This window comes from Pacificibacter marinus, assembly GCF_018860665.1.
Lineage (GTDB): Bacteria > Pseudomonadota > Alphaproteobacteria > Rhodobacterales > Rhodobacteraceae > Celeribacter > Celeribacter marinus_A.
Genome location: NZ_JAHKPK010000022.1, coordinates 25,158 through 43,674 on the forward strand (window position 1 = coordinate 25,158; position 18,517 = coordinate 43,674).

The 18,517-nt window shown below is 52.8% G+C and carries 17 protein-coding genes; 12 read left to right on the forward strand and 5 right to left on the reverse strand.

Going from position 1 to position 18,517, the window contains the following annotated elements:
* Positions 1-21: 21 nt before the first annotated feature.
* Positions 22-228, forward strand: a complete 207-nt coding sequence (locus KO497_RS06115; protein WP_215943085.1) for a DUF1674 domain-containing protein — start codon at positions 22-24, stop codon at positions 226-228.
* 40 nt (positions 229-268) lie between these two features.
* Here KO497_RS06115 and dapB read toward each other — a convergent pair whose 3' ends face one another.
* Complete coding sequence (gene dapB / locus KO497_RS06120) at positions 269-1,078, reverse strand: 4-hydroxy-tetrahydrodipicolinate reductase (RefSeq protein WP_215943086.1); 810 nt, start codon at positions 1,076-1,078, stop codon at positions 269-271.
* A 104-nt stretch (positions 1,079-1,182) separates the two neighbouring features.
* Between dapB and rbfA the strand changes: the two genes are divergently transcribed.
* The 3 genes from rbfA to KO497_RS06135 are packed head-to-tail and all read left to right on the forward strand — an operon-like array spanning position 1,183 to position 3,070.
* A complete protein-coding gene (gene rbfA, locus KO497_RS06125; protein WP_215943087.1) occupies positions 1,183-1,623 on the forward strand; it encodes a 30S ribosome-binding factor RbfA in 441 nt (146 codons plus the stop codon).
* The gene (truB, locus tag KO497_RS06130; protein ID WP_215943088.1) at positions 1,623-2,528 is read left to right on the forward strand and encodes a tRNA pseudouridine(55) synthase TruB; all 906 of its coding nucleotides are present in this window, start codon (positions 1,623-1,625) and stop codon (positions 2,526-2,528) included. The genes rbfA and truB overlap by 1 nt, the downstream gene beginning before the upstream one ends.
* A gap of 32 nt (positions 2,529-2,560) precedes the next feature.
* On the forward strand, positions 2,561-3,070 hold the full coding sequence (locus KO497_RS06135) for a DUF1643 domain-containing protein (protein WP_215943089.1): 510 nt from the start codon (positions 2,561-2,563) through the stop codon (positions 3,068-3,070).
* Between the two features lie 14 nt (positions 3,071-3,084).
* Here KO497_RS06135 and KO497_RS06140 read toward each other — a convergent pair whose 3' ends face one another.
* Complete coding sequence (locus KO497_RS06140) at positions 3,085-4,464, reverse strand: calcium-binding protein (RefSeq protein WP_215943090.1); 1,380 nt, start codon at positions 4,462-4,464, stop codon at positions 3,085-3,087.
* Positions 4,465-4,618: 154 nt separating this feature from the next.
* Between KO497_RS06140 and KO497_RS06145 the strand changes: the two genes are divergently transcribed.
* Both KO497_RS06145 and rpsO read left to right on the forward strand, forming a co-directional pair.
* Positions 4,619-4,915, forward strand: coding sequence for a DUF5665 domain-containing protein (locus tag KO497_RS06145; RefSeq protein ID WP_215943091.1), 297 nt, complete (start codon positions 4,619-4,621; stop codon positions 4,913-4,915).
* Positions 4,916-5,070: 155 nt separating this feature from the next.
* Positions 5,071-5,340 carry a 30S ribosomal protein S15 gene (gene rpsO, locus KO497_RS06150; RefSeq protein ID WP_215943092.1) on the forward strand — a complete coding sequence of 90 codons (270 nt, stop codon included), beginning with the start codon at positions 5,071-5,073 and terminating at the stop codon, positions 5,338-5,340.
* Positions 5,341-5,559: 219 nt separating this feature from the next.
* Here the strand turns inward: rpsO and KO497_RS06155 are convergent, their stop codons facing one another.
* Both KO497_RS06155 and KO497_RS06160 read right to left on the reverse strand, forming a co-directional pair.
* A complete protein-coding gene (locus KO497_RS06155) occupies positions 5,560-7,158 on the reverse strand; it encodes a GH39 family glycosyl hydrolase (protein WP_215943093.1) in 1,599 nt (532 codons plus the stop codon).
* A 28-nt stretch (positions 7,159-7,186) separates the two neighbouring features.
* Complete coding sequence (locus KO497_RS06160; protein WP_215943094.1) at positions 7,187-8,224, reverse strand: LacI family DNA-binding transcriptional regulator; 1,038 nt, start codon at positions 8,222-8,224, stop codon at positions 7,187-7,189.
* A 390-nt stretch (positions 8,225-8,614) separates the two neighbouring features.
* On the opposite strand from KO497_RS06160, the gene KO497_RS06165 reads away from it, so the two are divergent.
* The 5 genes from KO497_RS06165 to KO497_RS06185 all read left to right on the forward strand — a co-directional run bounded on the left by KO497_RS06165 (position 8,615) and on the right by KO497_RS06185 (position 14,928).
* Positions 8,615-9,907: an ABC transporter substrate-binding protein gene (locus tag KO497_RS06165; protein ID WP_215943095.1), complete on the forward strand. Its 1,293-nt coding sequence runs from the start codon at positions 8,615-8,617 to the stop codon at positions 9,905-9,907.
* A gap of 54 nt (positions 9,908-9,961) precedes the next feature.
* On the forward strand, positions 9,962-10,873 hold the full coding sequence (locus KO497_RS06170) for a carbohydrate ABC transporter permease (RefSeq protein ID WP_354668095.1): 912 nt from the start codon (positions 9,962-9,964) through the stop codon (positions 10,871-10,873).
* Positions 10,870-11,691 (forward strand): carbohydrate ABC transporter permease, encoded by an 822-nt coding sequence (locus tag KO497_RS06175; protein ID WP_215943096.1) that lies wholly within the window; start codon positions 10,870-10,872, stop codon positions 11,689-11,691. Before KO497_RS06170 ends, KO497_RS06175 begins: the two co-directional genes overlap by 4 nt.
* 9 nt (positions 11,692-11,700) lie before the next feature.
* Positions 11,701-12,837: an ABC transporter ATP-binding protein gene (locus KO497_RS06180; RefSeq protein ID WP_215943097.1), complete on the forward strand. Its 1,137-nt coding sequence runs from the start codon at positions 11,701-11,703 to the stop codon at positions 12,835-12,837.
* A gap of 75 nt (positions 12,838-12,912) precedes the next feature.
* Positions 12,913-14,928, forward strand: a complete 2,016-nt coding sequence (locus KO497_RS06185) for an alpha-amylase family protein (RefSeq protein ID WP_215943098.1) — start codon at positions 12,913-12,915, stop codon at positions 14,926-14,928.
* A gap of 417 nt (positions 14,929-15,345) precedes the next feature.
* Here the strand turns inward: KO497_RS06185 and KO497_RS06190 are convergent, their stop codons facing one another.
* Entirely contained in the window at positions 15,346-15,963 is a 618-nt protein-coding gene (locus KO497_RS06190) for an SGNH/GDSL hydrolase family protein (protein WP_252729541.1), read from the reverse strand.
* A gap of 401 nt (positions 15,964-16,364) precedes the next feature.
* Here KO497_RS06190 and pnp point away from each other — a divergent pair, with 401 nt between their 5' ends.
* Positions 16,365-18,494: a polyribonucleotide nucleotidyltransferase gene (pnp, locus tag KO497_RS06195; protein WP_215943100.1), complete on the forward strand. Its 2,130-nt coding sequence runs from the start codon at positions 16,365-16,367 to the stop codon at positions 18,492-18,494.
* Positions 18,495-18,517: the final 23 nt, after the last annotated feature.

Sequence of the window (18,517 nt, forward strand, 5' to 3'; positions counted from 1 at the left end):
GAACCGAACAAGGATTTCCCGATGACCGACGAAACGTCAAACCCGCAAGCGCGTGATATTAGCCACCTTCCTGAGGCCGCTCAGCGCGCTCTGGCCGAAGCCGAAGAGCGCCGCATCAAACGCGACGCGGAACTTGCCGCCATGCCACTTGAACTTGGTGGCCGCGACGGACCAGAACCTGTGCGCTATGGCGACTACGAGAAAAAGGGCATCGCTGTCGATTTTTGAGCACAAGGAATTTATCCTGCGTTCAAAAAAACCTGCGATTTTAGAGCCCCAAAACATCCATCATATCGTATTCGCCGGGTTTCTGCGTTTGCCCCCAAAGTGCCGCCTTCAACGCGCCCTTGGCAAACAAAGACCGATCCGATGCAACATGGCGCAGAATAATTCGCTCGCCATCGCCAAGGAACATCACGTCGTGCTCGCCCACGATGTCGCCACCACGAATGGCTGAAAACCCGATGTCACCACGCTTGCGGGCCCCCGTGATACCGTCGCGACCAGAATCAGAAACATCCGCCAGCTTGACACCCCGCCCCTCTGCAGCGGCCTCGCCCAACATCAAGGCCGTACCAGAGGGCGCATCGACTTTGCGATTGTGATGCGATTCGACGACTTCGATATCGAAATCCGCGTCCAAAGCCTCCGACACCATCTTGGTTAGCTTGGTCAAAAGATTGACACCCAAAGACATATTTCCAGCCCGCACAATCGTGCAATGATGTGCAGCGGCACTCAGCTTGGCGATGTCATCGTCCGTCATACCTGTGGTCCCGATCACATGCACACAATGCGCTTGCGCGGCCAAGGTCGAAAACGCGACAGTGGCTGCAGGAGCGGTGAAATCGATCACAGCTTGAGCATGGGAAAAGGCTTCAAGTGCGTCATCGGTGACGATCACACCATTCGGCATGCCACCCATCGCCTCGCCGACGTCACGCCCGACCCAATCGTGCCCCGTGCGCTCAACTGCACCCACAAGTTTGCATTTGTCGGACCCCATCACAGTATTAATCAACATCTGCCCCATGCGGCCAGATGCTCCTGTAATCACGATGCCTGGAAGGTCGGTCATTTTATGGGCTCCTATCCTAAAATTTTGGCCGAGGTTTACCCCTATGTTCCGCGTTTGGCAAAGCCTTGCTTGCAAGAACATGCAATCACGACTATTTCGCCTCTATGGCTAGACGTACAAATTCAGGCGGACAATCAGGTTCGCACCGCACCCTTCGCGTTGGCGAAGCAATCCGCCGCCGCTTGTCGGAGATGTTCGCACGTGGTGAAATCCATGATCCTGCGATCACAGCCCTGTCGATTACAGTCGGCGAGGTCCGCGTGACAAACGATATGCGCATCGCGACGGTTTACATCATGCCGCTTGGGGGCGATGGCGCAGCCGAAGCGCTTGAAGCGATGCGTCGCCGGACGGGTCTGATCCGTCACCACGTTGGCAAGGCTCTGACAATAAAACATATTCCTGAACTGCGCTTTGAATTGGATGACACATTTGACCGCATGGACGCGACACGTGAATTGTTCAAAGACGAACGCATTCAACGGGATTTAAACAAAGTCGACACACCCGATGAAGACGCACCAACATCGGACGAAGACGAATAATGGCGCGGGTCAAAAAAGGACGCGCCGTGCACGGCTGGCTGATCGTCGACAAACCCGCAGGCATGACGTCTTCCGCTGTTGTGAACAAAGTTAAATGGGCCTTGAACGCACAAAAAGCAGGCCATGCAGGCACTCTTGATCCCGAGGCCACAGGTCTTTTGGCGATTGCCTTGGGCGAAGCGACCAAAACGGTTCCCTACATCACCGATGCATTGAAGTGCTACAGATTCTCTGTGCGCTTGGGTCAAGCGACCAATACTGACGACACTGAAGGCGAAGTGATCACCACCAGCGATCTGCGCCCGACAGACGCGGAAATCGAAGCGGCTTTGCCGCAATTCGTTGGTGATATCTTGCAGGTGCCACCAAAGTTTTCCGCCGTCAAAATCGACGGTCAACGCGCTTATAAATTGGCACGTGAAGATGAAGATTTCGAAATCTCCGCACGTCCACTTTATGTCGATGAAATGCTGATGATCGAGCGCACCGATGCAGATCATGTTTTGCTGGAAATGACTTGCGGCAAGGGTGGATATGTCCGCTCTATCGCACGCGATTTGGGTGAATTCTTGGGATGTTACGGCCATGTCGAATGGCTCCGCCGCGAATGGTCTGGTCCTTGGGAAACCGATGATGGCGTGACCATTGATTTGATCAACGAGCTGGCCAAGACCGAAGGTTTGGACGAATATATCCTGCCTGTCTCCGAAGGTCTCGGTGCTTTGGAAGAAATGCGAGCAACCGCCGAAGGTGCTGCCAAGTTAAAGAATGGCAACCCGGGTATGGTGCTTGGCGGCACGGCTGAATATGGCGATGAAGTTTGGGTGTCTTACAACGACCAACCCGTCGCTGTTGGCATCTACAAAGCGGGCGAAGTCCACCCGAGCCGCGTCTTCAACCTGTAACAACATCAAGCGATGCGATTGGGTTTGGTGACATGATCACACGCACACACACCAAAGGCGACGCGCCCTCAACCGCAGTCTATTCTGATTGCGAGCGATATCGCTATGCCCTAACCCGCGTTTGGGACAACCAAGTTCCTAAAGTGTTGTTTGTCATGCTCAATCCATCGACAGCCACAGAAGTTCAAAACGATCCAACAGTGGAACGTTGTGAGCGCCGAGCACGAACACTTGGCTATGGGGCCTTTTGCGTGACAAATATCTTCGCGTGGCGCGATACAGATCCACGCCAAATGCGAGCAGCCACAGACCCCATTGGCTCTGAGAACGACAAGACGATTTTGGAGTTTTCCGCTTGGGCCGATACGATAGTCTGTGCATGGGGCACACATGGAGAGCATTTAAAACGCGGGCAGTATGTCGAACAGATGCTACGTGAAACACATCAGCCCTTGTATCATTTGGGGTTGTCTAAAGCAGGGCACCCAAAACACCCGCTTTACATCGCGTACAGTGAGCAGCCTCAGATCTGGGTTCCGTAGATCCACCCTAAGTATTAGATCGCATAATCGACAATAACATCACTTGCAGTAACATTGGAGGCGCCTTGCAAAACTGCAATCACATCACCATTGACCAAGACTTGCGACCCACTGCCATCTTCGATCTGCGTCACCTCGACAACAAAATCACCTGCTTCCTCGGCTTCCGTTGGCAACGTCACCCGAATGATATCTTCGCCCAGCGCAAAATCCGTAATTTGCGCAAAATCAGCATCAGTATCGCCATCAGAATACAACCAAAACGTATCATTGCCTGCGCCACCACTTGCGGAGTCTTGCTGATCAAAAACTAAGGTGTCATCGCCCGCGCCGCCCGAAAGCGTATCGGCACCAAGGCCACCAATCAAGACCTCATCAGCCTCTCCTCCTGACAGGTCATCATCGCCTGCGCCGCCATCCAAAAGATAATCCGAACCAACGTCATCACCGCCGAAAATTACATCATCCCCGTCACCAGCAGAAATGATCGCCGTACCTTCGCCAGCATAAACGGAATCGTCGCCGGCGCCCGCTTGAACAATAGCCGCATCATCACCAAGCACGATTGTGTCATCATCATCACTGCCAGTAATCTGATGCAAAGCGTAATCCGTTTCGATGCTCACAGTATCACCTGACGTCACAATATCGGCGTCAAATCCACCTTGAAATGGATCGTCATTGAGGACAAGCGTGTCACCACCATCAGCTAAGACGTGATCAAAAACGTGATCATCCTCACTTGGGGAACTGGGCATTAAAGCCGGACCATCAAGATCATTTACCCCAGACGGCATTGCGGGAACATCCGGATTAGATGGCGCAAGGACAAGGTCTATAGACTCACCACCAGGCTCAGCGGGCACATCTGGATCATCGGGTAAAATCGCACCAAAATCACCGATAGTTTCAAGATTATAAAGCGTCTCTTCGCCCGTTTCTTGCGACGTTACACCTATAAAAATATCTTCTGCAGGGACTTCATCAAGACCGGGAAAACTGAGCGTTGTTTCAGTCTCTCCGTCGAAGTAACTCAAACTCACGCCAATAGCGCCAGCCTCTGGGTCTTGTATCGTGTCCACGATAAATTCACCGCTGCCATCATCTGTCAAATGAAGGGTGATTTCGTCTTCCCCGACTGCGAAATCGCTATAGGTGGTCTCTAAACCATTCGATACCGCGTCATAATGCACAGATTGCAGATCGGAATCTTCTTCAGAAACCTCCTCAACATCTCCCTCATCGAGAATGTCGACAGCTAGGTCATCTTGGCTCACAGTCTCAGAGGCGTTCGTACCGTCAGAATTATTGTCAGCCTCATCAGTATCAGCACCTCCATCCCCAAAGACGAAAGCCGCTGGTAGCATCCCCAAAAGCGCCAATGCCCAAAGCATAGCTTACCTCACCACTTATTCACAACGTCTCCTATAGCACATATGATTGAAGAATCAGAAGAACATTTTAAAAACACTTTAACCTAAACTGTCGTTAATAAAGGTTAATTTCAGAATACGACTGTAAAGTTTTATCACATCAATGGAATCCACTATGAGTGACCCCCTCAAAGACTCGTCAAATGACATCGAAAAACTGAGCCAAGAAGTGGCCCGTCTCAATGCGCATCGCTTTATTCGCCTGCACGATTCAACTTGGCGCCTGATGTGGTTCAATTTCCTGCGCGGCTTGGCGTTTGGCTTTGGGTCCGTTGCTGGCGCCACAATCGTTGTGTCAATCGTCGGCTATATCTTGAACCAAATCGAAGTGGTTCCGATCATCGGCGAATGGGCCAAACAAATTGCCGCTGAAATCATGACCGACACCACCTCTACGGGGGACGGCAACTAGCACCACCAGTACGTTGCGCAAAAAACTTTCCTTTTGCGCAGAATCCGCCTATACGCCCCCATCCGCATCAAATTATGCGGGTGATTCATGGGCCCTGCTGGACGACATCCCGGCTTGTGCCGTCTTCGTACCCTAACCTTATAAAGGAGACCCCGATGTCGATTACTGCAGAAGATAAAGCACGCATCATGAAAGAATTCGCAACCAAAGAAGGTGACACTGGCTCACCCGAAGTTCAGGTTGCTATCCTTTCCTCACGCATCGCTACGCTCACCGAGCACTTCAAAACACACAAAAAAGACAACCACGGTCGCCGTGGCCTGTTGATGATGGTTGCGCAGCGCCGCAAACTTCTTGACTACGTCAAAGGCAAAGACGCCGCACGTTACCAGTCGCTCATCGAGCGCCTCGGCCTGCGTCGCTAAGCGATTTGTGATCAGATCTAATCTGAGAAAAACGCGTCCCTCGGGGCGCGTTTTTTGCATGTCACGTTAACCAATTCCGTACCCCCACCGCACGTTGCAACCGCCCACTTTTGCAACCCTTACAAAACATTGCGGCGCGTCTTTTCAATTGTTTAAACATTTCAACCCACCTCACTTTACATGTTTTAAAGGTCATTTGTGCTTCAACCCTTTGCCGCTTTAGTCTTCAACCGAGTTAAGAAGCGCAATTGCCCAGGCTGGCAGATTTATGGATAGATTTAATTCACCCTTTGCATTGCTTGAAACATTTTCCCGACGTGTATTTGTTGCGGCTGCCTTTATGTCTTTAACGTCACTTCGACTGAGGTTCAGTGGGTACCCGAGAGCCTGATACTTCGCCATCGCGTTGCCGTGATCCTTGTCTACGATCTCTATCTGGTAATCTGTGTTCGCGGGCAAATCTGTGATATTGACGGTAATTGTGCGGGAGGTACCTTGCGCAAGAATAGCATCAGCCACATCGCGCGTGTTGAAAGAGGCGGGCACAGATTGGGTGACCTCATCAGGGTAATTGTAAAACAGACCAGTCACGTTTTGGGTTTGTCCGTGTCGGGTGATGACGCCGTTTTTGGTACGGGCCAATAGGTGATCGCCCAAAGCAGACATAAAACGGTAGGCATGATAGGTTGGTTTTGGAATTCCATGTTGATTAATCATGCCGAACCCCCCGTGGAAGGGTTCTTGCCCACCGCCCTCTTCTTCAAAAATATCGCTAAAGGCCCAGTAGGACATCGAGTCAACGCAGCCTGTAGCTTCAAGGTTGGCCCGCACAACAAATGTCGCCGCCTGAAGATAGTCATGAGTGTAATCGCGCGAGCTTGAACTTGAACTCCACTCTGTCAAATGAATTTCAGCATTCGGATAGGGGCTATTTTTGACGATAGACTTTACATGGGCGAGATCGCGGGGGGTTGCGTCCTTGTCACGCGTAAGCCGCGCGCCTTGGCCGTGTTCGTCAAGCGCCCAGTCTGTCGGGTACGGGTGCACAGAAATAAAATCGACAGGCACGTTTTCAGCCCGACAATAGGTGAAAAATTCCTGCAGCCAGACTGGCTCCCAGTCCATCGTCGACAGGTCTTCAACATTTAGAACCTCCGCATGTTTACTTGTGTCTTCGATCTCGCCCGCGAACCGTTCATCGGGGACATAGTTACTGGTCGCAGGCCCGCCAATACGCAAGCTGGGATCGACGGCTTTAACGGCGATTGCTGTGCGTTTATAGAGTTCTAGATATTGCGAGCGCGTGCCGATAAAGAACGGTTTCAGGTTTGGCTCGTTCCAACACTCAAAATACCACGTGCGGACCTCATCAATGCCGTATCGGTCAACCCAATGGGCTGTCGTAGCGCGAACCAATTCCTGCCATTTGTCATAGTCAGTGGGCGGCGCCCCGTTTGCGCCCCACCAGAAGACCGTTTTTTTGTGTTCGGCGATTGCAGTCGGCATGAAGGCAAATTCGACAAAGGGGCGGATGCCCATGTCCAGCAGCGCATCAAACAAGGCATCTACGTATTGAAAGTAAGGGGCGACGTTGCCGTTTTCATCTTCTCGATAAACGAACATGTCATCGTGAAAGAGCCCATGAAATCGAATGTAACGAAAACCGTGGGTTTTAACGAGATCACGCAGTTGGGTCTGCCAATCCGCACGCAGGCCTTCGGCTGCGCGGCCAGCACCAACGCAATGGGTCCAGAACGGGGCGATTGGTTCACCTTGATGTTTGGTGCTGACGATCAGGTCTTGTGTGTTGATATTCATTTTAATGATGGCCTCCTCGCCGCGTTGCCTATGGTGCCGAATCCTGAAAACTCGCTGCCTTCACAGGCGAAGCGATGCTTTGGCCGAGCACAAACTGCGGCACCAGAATGTGTTCTCTAGGTGGGATATCAGCGCCTGCAGGAGTGGTGCGGTCGATCAGAAAACGGGTCGCCATTTCTGCAATTTCGTTAACGTCTTGCACCACCATGGTCATTTTCGGTTCGATGACTTTGCTCCACGGGGCATCATCGATTGCGGTCAGTGAGACTTCTTCGGGGCATTTGATGCCTAAATCCCGCATGGCCTGCAGCGCGCCAAGCGCCATCACATTGTTGGCGGCGACCACGGCCGTGGGTTTGTCGGGACGCACCAACATCCGCATGGCTTGCTTGTATCCGATGTCACCATCGTAATCGCCGTGCAATATGAGACTCTCGTCAACCTCTAAACCGAACGCGGCCATAGTCGCTCGAAACCCTTGATTGCGCTCCTCCGCGGTCCAGAGCCCCTCGACACCCGCCAAATGCGCGATTCGTGTGTGCCCCTCGCGGATCAAACGTTCGGTCAGCATAGCGCTGGCCATGCGATTGTCACAGCCGACGAAATCAGCAGCAAAGCCGTCAACTTTGTGATCCACGAGGACCATCGGGATTTTCAGGGATTTAAGGTAGGCCACATCCTCTGGCGACGTGATGTGCGAAGATAGAATGATACCGGACACCCGTTGCGAGGCAAGTGTTTCGAGAATCGCACGTTCACGTTTTGCATTGCCACGTGAGCTGGCGACAACGACGAGGTATTGGTGGTCGATCAAGAGGTTTTCGACCTGCTTAAGCATTTGAGAATAAAACGGATTGGCGAGGTCGGCGAGCACCATGCCGATCATCCGGCTGCGCCCCGCTTTCAGTCCTTGAGCCAGAGGATTTGGGGAATAGCCGACTGAATTTGCCGCATCTTGAATGCGCTTCAAGGTGTCCGCGCTGACGCGCTCGCTTCCGTTTAAGGCAAGTGAGACGGTAGAAATTGACACCTTGGCCAACTTGGCCACATCTTTGATCGTCGCCATTTGTCAGAACCCTTTGTACCCGAACTACAGGAATGAGATAGCGCGCACGCCACTGTATTGGCAATCTTGATAGAACGAATCGAAACGATCTAGCAAGATATTCTTATCGATATAGCTCTAGACGAGTTACGATATTCTATATTTATCCTTCTAAACGTAATACTTACTTAGATTTTTTACTTTATTTTTTCGAGGTGTTGACAGGTGTAGATTGCTTATGTCAACTATATATCGAAACCTTTCGATAGGTGGCTTTGGTGCTCGGGAGGGCATCGCCATTCAGACAGTAGCGGCCTTTCCTACTTCGGTGAGCAGTCTTTTGGCGTGTGGGCGCGACTATTGAGAGGGGGCGGAGATTTCATGGTGAAATCTCATTCAGGGAGGAAATCGATGAGCTATCTGATGAAAAACCGCAGTCGTATTGCGGCTGCCGGACTTGCGCTTGGCGTGCTGGGTGCTGCCGGCGGCGCGAACGCGCAAGAAATCAAAATGTGGAATCTCGCGGATGCGGGCGGCGGCGAGGCCGAGTTCCTTTTAGATGCCGCTGCCGAATTTTCTGAAACACACCCAGGCGTGACATTCGTTTTTGAAACATTCCCCAACGAAGCCTACAAAACTCAAATCCAGATCGCGCTGGCAGGATCGTCCCCGCCGGATGTGTTCTTCAACTGGTCCGGTGAAGACGCCATGCGTCTCGCCCGTGACGGGCTGGCGCTGGACCTGACAGAATACGCAAATGCCGAAGGCGGCTTCGCCCATGAAATGAGCGACGGCTGGCTGTCTTCGTTTGCCATTGATGGTCGCTACTACGGGATGCCGACCCATGCCGTGTCGAAATATTTCTACTACAGTACGGCATTTTTTGAAGAACACGGCCTGTCCGAACCCACAACAATTGCCGAACTTGGCGGTTTGTGCACATCGATCCGCGAAATCGATTCATCCATCGTGCCCTGGCCACTGGGCAATAATGACCGTTGGAAACTGAACCACCTGATCACGATGTTGAACCACCGTGTGTTGGGCGATGCGGGCACCGCGGCAGATTACAACCTGTCCGCCCCCGCGGATGAGCTGTTCACAAACCCCGGTTACGTGACCGCATGGCAGGCTGTTCTTGATCTGCAAAGCGCGGGTTGTTTCGAAGGCGCGCCAAACGCCACCGCCCATGAATCTGCAAACGCAATGTTCTCTGCCGAGGCGTCACCGATGATTTATTGCGGATCATGGTGCGCTGCGCAGTTCCACGGCGAAGGCTTTACCGAGTTTGGCCTGTTCCGCCTGCCGGCTTTTGAAGGCGGCGCGGGTGATCCCGGTGCTGGTTTCCTTGTTCCGACCGGGTATCAAGTCTCTGCAAAAACGGAACACCCTGAACTCGTCGCGCAATGGATCAGTTCTCTTGTCAGCGATGAAAACGCAGCCAAGTTCGCGTCCACGATGGAAGCTATCCCGTCTAACGCAACCTTGATTGATACGGTCGATGGCACCGAACACTACAAATGGATTGCCGAAGACATGGCATCCGCCACGGGATCGGTAAACGTGCTGGACGTGCTGTTGGAAAACAACGTGTCCAACGCCTACCTCGACGCTGGTGTTGAAATCCTTAACGGAACCAAAACCCCCGAGGAAGTCATGGCCGACATCCGCGCCGTTGCCATCGCTGCACAGGACGCGATGTAATCCCTGCGCATCTGCGTCGCCCACCATCAGGTGACATTTATAAGGAGCCTTCACGTGAATTCACCTTTTGGTACACAAAAACAAGCTGGCGGCAGACGAACTATGTCGTCTGGTGCCAGCAACGCCATCTTACTTTTGCCCGCTCTGTCGCTGTGCATGATTTTTATTTTCGTACCCGCCATGCTGGCCATATCAGGGTCGCTGTATTCCTACGGGCTAACGTCGCCAACACGTGACTTTGTTGGCTTGGGGAACTACATCAAGCTGGTTCAGGATTCAATTTTCTGGGTCAGCCTTAAGAACAATTTGATCATCGTGTTTGGCTCGATCGTGCTGCAAATTGGCATCGGTTGCGTGCTGGCCGCGATTCTGGATCGCGGTATCACATTCGGGTCCACCTTCTTTCGTACCATTATTTTTATGCCGGTGATCGTATCAGCGGTGGCCGTGGCCGTCGTTTGGTTGATCATCCTTGATCCCAATATCGGAATGCTGAATAAAATCGTCCAGTCCGTAGGGCTGACACCCCCGTCGCTGGGCTGGCTGGGTGATCCGAAAATCTCAATCTGGATCGTACTTGGTGTGGCCGCGTGGCAGCAGACAGGTTTCATGATGGTGCTAATCCTCGCGGGCCTGCAAGGCGTTCCCCAAGAACGCTATGAAGCCGCGGCCCTTGATGGCGCACGCGGATTGCGCGCGTTTTGGTACATCACGCTGCCGTCCATTCGAAACATCCTGATTGTCGCGGTGCTAATCACCACGATCGGCGGGTTTAAAGTGTTCGATTTCGTCTTTGTTCTGACCAAAGGCGGGCCAGCCAATGCGACGCAAGTTCTTGGTACATATACCTATTTACAAGCCTTCACGCTCGGAAATCTCGGGTATGCCAACGCCATCGCCGTCGTTCTGCTGCTTATCGCGGTGCTGATCGGCTGGCTGCAACTAAAAGTGAGCCGCCAAGCATGATGTCTAAATTTCGCATAACAAAAATCGCGCTTTACGGCATCATGATACTCTGGAGCACCTTCGTCCTGATGCCGCTGGTTTGGATGGTTCTGGCGTCGTTCAAAACCAGAAGAGAGATGTTTACCGCCCCCTACGACCTGCCATCGGCCTTAACGCTGGACAGTTTTGAACGAGCGTGGGGTGTGGGGCTGGGATGGTTTATCGCCAATTCCGCGTTGATCACTGTGTCTTCGGTCGGGTTGATTATTCTGGTGTCCGGCACGGCCGCCTACGTGCTTGCCCGCGCCAAATCAGTCTGGTTGCGAATGGCCTATATTGCCATCGTGGTCGGGTTCGCTGTGCCCGTCGCTGCGGTCATTGTGCCCCTGTATCAGATGGTGTCCGCCGCTGGGTTCGTGAACAGCTACGTGGGGCTAATCATTGTTACCTCGGCCTATGGTATCCCGTTCACTGTGATCCTGTTTTTTGCATTTTTTCTGGATTTTCCGAAAGAACTGGAAGAAGCCGCGCGGCTGGATGGATGTTCGAAACAGCAAATATTCTTTCGCATTATCATACCCTTGTCAGGGCCGGCAGTTGCCAGCGCGGCAATCTTTCAGGCGGTGTTTGTCTGGAACGAATTCCTGCTCGCGCTTTTGCTATTGAACAGCCCAGGGCGCAAAACGATCCCCGTGGGCATCCTGCAATTGCAGGGGGAATTCACTTCGGACTGGCCGGCAATCATGGCGGGATTGTCACTGGCAACCGTGCCGCTGCTGCTCGTCTTTATCGTGCTTCAAAAATACTTCGTTCGCTCGCTCGCGGGCCTTGGGAAATAGGGTTTACACATGTCATTCCTCGAAATCACAAACATCGTCAAAGACTATGGTGCCTTTCGGGCCATCAACGACGTGAGCTTTTCCGTCGAAGAAGGCGAATTTATCGTCATGGTAGGCCCATCCGGCTGCGGCAAATCCACACTTCTGCGTTCGCTTGCTGGGCTAGAAGACATTACATCCGGCAGCCTGATACTGGGCGGGCGCGATATTACGCGCGATGAACCCGCTGATCGCGGCGTTGCGATGGTGTTTCAAAACTACGCGCTTTATCCGCATATGACCGTGGCGCAGAACATGGGTTTCGGGTTGAAAATGGCGGGCCAGTCAAAAGCAGACGTTAAGGTCGCCGTTGAACGTGCCGCAAAAACCCTGCGCATCACGGACCATTTGCACAAACGGCCCAAAATGCTCAGCGGGGGCCAGCGTCAACGGGTTGCGATTGGACGCGCGATCACGCGCTCGCCGGACGTGTTTTTGTTTGACGAACCGCTGTCCAACCTCGACGCATCCCTGAGGGCGCAGATGCGGGTTGAACTGGGGCACTTGCATGCCGAACTGGGTGCGACCATGATTTACGTCACCCACGATCAGGTCGAAGCTATGACCATGGCCAGCCGTATTATAGTACTGAACGGCGGAGACATTGAACAAATCGGCACGCCGCTTGAACTGTACAACAAACCGGCGAACAGGTTTGTCGCAGAATTCCTCGGCTCGCCCCGCATCAATTTGTTTGACGGAAAAATCGCCGCAATTAACGCACAAACTGCATCCATCAAGATTGATGGCATTGCGGATCATTTGGAAATTTCGCTCAGCTCTGATTCCGGCCCCATGGCCAGCGGTGACAAAGTGACAGTCGGTATTCGTCCCGAAAGCATCAACGACACCGCGCCGTGGAAAATACCAGCGAAGATTTCTGTCATCGAAAGTCTGGGCCGCGAAACCTTGTTTTATGTGAACGCCGATCCGGTCAAAACACTTGATCCTGACGCCAAAGATCCCCTTTTTGCGGTCCATAAATCTAATCAGATCACCGCACAAATCGGGGACGATATCAGCCTCGGCATCCCGCAAGAGGGTGTGTTTTTGTTCAATGAGGCAGGTGAGACAGTGCGCTACCCAATCACCCAGACCGCGCCGTAACGCACTGGTTTTCGAAATAACCGTATCCTTGCCCTTTCTGGGCGCAGCGACCCCCAACCGAATAGAGAACCCCTGATGCGTTACCGACAGATCCACCTAGATTTTCACACGTCAGGCCAAATCCCTGACATCGGCTCACAATTCGATCCGAAGGCGTTCGGCGCGGCATTTTATGATGCCCATGCGGACAGTGTTACGGTCTTTTCAAAATGCCACCACGGATATTCGTTTCACCCGACCGGGATTGGCGAGATGCACCCGAATTTGGATTTCGACCTGCTGCGTGCGCAGATTGACGCATTGCACGCGGTTAACATCAAAACACCCATTTATCTATCCGCGACATGGGATGAACTGGCCGCGACGAACCATCCGGAATGGCGCACGATTTCACCAGACGGGGGATCACCCCGAGAAGGAACGAACCCCAACGGTGCCGGCTGGGCATTCCTCGATTATTCCACGCCGTATCTTGATTACCTGTGCCGCCAAACCGAAGAGGTAATGCAGCGCTATCCTGATGGAGACGGCATATTCATAGATATCGCACTGCAACTGCCAAGCGTTTCTGTGTCCGCGCAACGCGGGATGGATGCGCTCGGCATGGATTGGACCTGCCCGCAAGATCAACGCAAGTTCACCGAACATTCGATGGAAAATTTCTTTGAGCGTGTGACTGACTCTGTGCGCAAACACGACCCTAAAATGCCGCTATTCTTTAATGCTGGCCACGTGCGCAAGGGCCGCAGGAAACACTACACCAACTATTACAGCCACCTAGAGCTGGAATCCCTGCCCACCGCTGGCTGGGGATACGATCACTTCCCGCTGAGCGCGCGATATATCGACACGGTCGGAATTCCATTTTTGGGGATGACGGGCAAGTTTCATTTTCATTGGGGCGAGGTCGGCGGCTACAAAAAGCCCGAAGCACTGATTTACGAATGTGGCGCGATGCTGGCCCACGGGGCGCGCTGTTCTATTGGCGACCATTTGCACCCGACGGGCAAAATTGATGACTCCACGATGAACATTATCGGCCCCGCGTTTAAATGGGTTGCCGACCGCGAACCTTGGGCCGAGGACAGCGTTAACCGCGCCCAGATCGGCCTTCTCAGCGCCGAAGCCATCGACCCGCTGGATTTCACAGGCCTGCCCAATGACGCCAAAAACCTGTTTGAAGGACCAGATAGTGGCGCATCGCGCGTGCTTCTAGAAGGCCAGTTTGCTTTTGACGTGCTGGATTGCGAGTCTGATTTCACGTTGTATAAACTGTTGATCCTACCAGACGTCATCCGCGTGGACGCCGCGCTGCAAAGCAAAATCGAAGACTTCACCCGCGCAGGCGGACAGGTTTTACTAACGGGCAAAAGCGGCATCGACCCCGAAACCGGTTTTGGCTTTGATGTCGGCGCAACATGGCATGGTACGTCCGACGACACGCAGGGCGATTACGTGTTGCCCGTGCCCGAATTACGCGCAGAAAACCTAAACGATCCCCTGTTCATGTATCAACCGTCTGAACAGATAACCGTTTCCGATGGCACATCCCTCGGTGAGATTTACGCACCCTATTTTGACCGCACCCCGCGGCATTTTTCCGGCCACGTAAATGCCCCCAGCAAACCTGACGCATCCGGTTTTGCGGCCGGTGTACGCAAGGGCAATTTCACCTATCTGGCGCATCCGATCTTCACCAGCTATTTCACGGCCGGATCCGTGGCGATGTTGGAAATCGCCGAACAGACCATCCGTTTGGCCCTGAAAGACGCGCCATTGGTCAAGGTTAACTTACCCCGCGCGGGACGAGTCACAGTGCGTCATCAGAGTGCGCAGAATCGTGATGTGGTGCATCTTCTTTTCGCTACGCCAGTTCAACGAGGCAATCTTGAAGGTAAGGCGATCCAGCCCATTCAGGATTTGGTGTCATTGCACGATGTCATTGTTGATCTACACGTGACGTCGCAGGTTGCGAAAGTGCGCCTCGTGCCAGAGGACGAGGCGTTGCCCTTCACCACAACAGAAGATCGGATCGCGTTTACGGTGCCGCAGGTTCGCGGGCATCAGATGATCGAAGTTAGCTACGTCTGATCTATTGCTTTTGACAGATTAATGTCGTGACGTGGTCCGGCAAAACTGGACAGCGTGCTAAGATGACGGGTTGGATGCCCTGCCCGTCGACATCATAATGTACCGTAGAGGTTTTGGTCATAACGTTGCCTGATTGCTATTGAGGCTTGTGCGACGACCTAAATTTGAGAGCGGACGGCTGATTATCTCGCTGCGTCTTGCGTCACGTAAATCTTAGCAGCTGTAGTAATATTTTAGCTGTGAGCGCATGCAGTATAAAACCTGAAGTCTAAGTGTGGCTCTTTACCACCGTTCACTGCAAAGTGTGCGGATGGCGGCTTTAGGTCGAAAATACCGTTCGCCTATTCCGTTGTCCTATGCGCCCTTAAGCACCTCTCACGGTTTAGGCCAAGATGATGCGAGCACCCAAACATCACGTCATCGGGTCTTGTCGGCTTTGCGGATCACATCCGCCACGCGTTGGCCGATCAGGTTTGAGGCTTTGCGCGAGGGGTGGATCATATCGACACCATGCATAGATCTGTCGCCGTTTTGGGTGAGCCCCTCAAGCGACACAAAGAACACGCCGTCATCGCCTTCGGCCATGGTGGCGATACGCGCTTCGAATTCGTTTCCAAAGGGCAAGCATGCATCAATGACGGAGTCCACGCCGGGGCTGCGCAGATATCCGACATAGACCACGCGCGCACCAGTTTGGCGAATTTTAGCAATGAGTTTCGGAATTTCACCGGACTGGCCTTTTGGGTCGATCATACGTTGGATACGCCGTTCGCATTTGTTGCACCCGCAGCCCAAAAACAGGTCATTACCACCCCCTGTCATGATCACCCAATCTTTTGGCGTAGCGTTCTGGCCTGAGGAGAACTGCGCGGAAATTTTAAACCCGAGCGCACCGGTGACGGGCAAAGCATGGATGATTTTTGCGCCACCAATCGCGCGGTTAAGCACCGGTTCATTCAACGCTTGACCGACGACATGCGCAATGGAGGCGCCTGACGCGCTATGCCACGCCATCAAAGAATCGCCGATGGCCAAGATTTTACTCTCGGCTTGAAGGGTCTGTGACTCTGACTGCGACTGCGCGACATGAGGGATGCAAACCCCTGCAATTAGAACGCTCAGAGATAACAAAAGGGAACGCATAAAGAAATCTCACGACAAAGGGATTAAGACCACAGGGCGGATCTTAGTTCGGGAGACCTGTATCAAGCCAGTGTAAAGAACAAAACACTGCGTTGAAAGCAGGCCTTTGCACGGGTCTGCGCATAGATGGCTTCCCAAACACAGGTATTTCGTGTATGGGCGGACTATCTGAGACGTAGCGCGATGATCCCCGTGCTGTGAAGAATGATAGAGGGATCGGCGGCAATGGGGCCGCTATATATCACGGGAGACCTGACAGGGGTCAGGGCACTCCCAATTAGGATGCTAAATTCATGTTCAATGAAGTGAAAAAATCAATCCAGTGGGGCGAAGAAACGCTGTCACTGGAAACAGGTAAAGTTGCGCGTCAGGCCGACGGTTCAGTGATCGCCACTTTGGGCGAAACATCTGTCATGGCCAACGTGACCTTTGCTCGCAAACAAAAGCCTGGTCAGGATTTCTTTCCCCTGACAGTGCACTACCAAGAGAAATACTACGCGGCTGGTAAAGTTCCAGGTGGCTTCTTCAAACGCGAAGCGCGCCCAACGGAAAAAGAAACGCTGACTGCGCGTTTGATCGACCGCCCAATCCGCCCACTGTTCGTTCCAGGCTTCAAAAACGAAGTTCTCGTGATGTGTACAGTTCTGTCCCACGATCTTGTCAACGACCCAGACGTTGTTGCGATGATCGCGGCCTCTGCTGCTTTGACGATTTCAGGCGCGCCGTTCCGCGGTCCGATCGCTTGTGCGCGTGTTGGTTTTGAGGATGGCGAATACATCTTGAACCCAACAGTCGACGACATGCAGGACCTGCGCAACAACCCTGATCAACGTCTTGATCTGGTTGTCGCCGGCACCAAAGATGCCGTGATGATGGTTGAATCAGAAGCATACGAGCTGAACGAAGAAGAAATGCTCGGCGCTGTGAACTTTGCGCATCAGCAAATCCAGCCTGTGATCGATTTGATCGTTGAACTGGCTGAAGCCTGCGCGAAAGAGCCATTCGAATTCGAAGCGCCTGATTACTCGGACCTGGCAGCGACAGTTGCGGCCGCTGGTACAGACGCGATGAAAGCGGCTTACGCGATCACCGACAAACAAGAACGCGTTGCGGCTGTTTCAGCGGCTAAAGAAGCGATCTTGGCGACATTGACCGAAGAGCAGCTTGAAGACCCGAACCTTGGGTCTGCTTTGAAAGGCCTTGAATCATCCGTTTTGCGCGGCGTTGTTGTTCGCGAAGGCAAACGTATCGATGGTCGTGCGCTGGATCAGATCCGTCCTATCGTGTCTGAAACTGGTATTTTGCCACGTACACACGGCTCTGCCCTGTTCACACGCGGCGAAACACAAGGTTTGGTCGTGACCACTTTGGGTACCGGCGATGATGAGCAATTCATCGACGCGCTGCACGGCAACTTCAAATCCAACTTCTTGCTGCATTACAACTTCCCTCCCTACTCTGTGGGCGAAGTTGGCCGTGTGTCTGGCCCAGGTCGTCGTGAAATCGGTCACGGTAAACTGGCATGGCGCGCGCTTCAGGCTGTTTTGCCTGCTGCAACAGATTTCCCGTACACTGTACGTGTTGTGTCCGAGATCACTGAATCAAACGGCTCGTCTTCTATGGCGTCTGTTTGTGGTGGCTCCTTGTCCATGATGGATGCGGGCGTTCCGCTCAAATCTGCTGTGGCTGGTGTTGCTATGGGTCTGATCATGGAAGACGATGGCGAATACGCTATTTTGTCTGACATCTTGGGTGATGAAGATCACTTGGGCGACATGGACTTTAAAGTGGCTGGTACCGAAAACGGCATCACGTCCTTGCAAATGGACATCAAAATTGCCGGCATCACGCCAGCGATTATGGAAAAAGCCTTGGCGCAAGCCAAAGCAGGTCGCATGCACATTTTGGGCGAAATGAACAAAGCTTTGTCTGGCGCGTCTTCTTTCTCTGAGCACGCTCCTAAGATTGAGACCATGCAGATCCCAACGGATAAAATTCGTGAAGTGATCGGTTCCGGCGGTAAAGTGATCCGCGAAATCGTGGAAACATCCGGCGCGAAAGTCGATATCAACGACGAAGGCATCATCAAGATCGCGTCTTCTGATGCTGAAGCGATCAAAAAAGCCTACGACATGATCCACTCCATCGTTGCAGAGCCTGAAGAAAACAAAATCTACAAAGGTAAAGTTGTTAAAGTCGTCGACTTTGGCGCCTTTGTGAACTTCTTCGGCAAACGTGATGGTCTTGTACATGTGTCACAAATCGAAAACCGTCGTTTGAACCACCCATCTGACGTGCTCAAAGAAGGCCAAGAAGTTTTTGTTAAACTCTTGGGCTTTGACGATCGCGGCAAGGTGCGTTTGGCCATGAAAATGGTTGATCAAGCAACTGGTGAAGAAATCGTTGAAGAAAAAGCTGAGTAAGCCTTTCTTTCTCACAAAAAAGA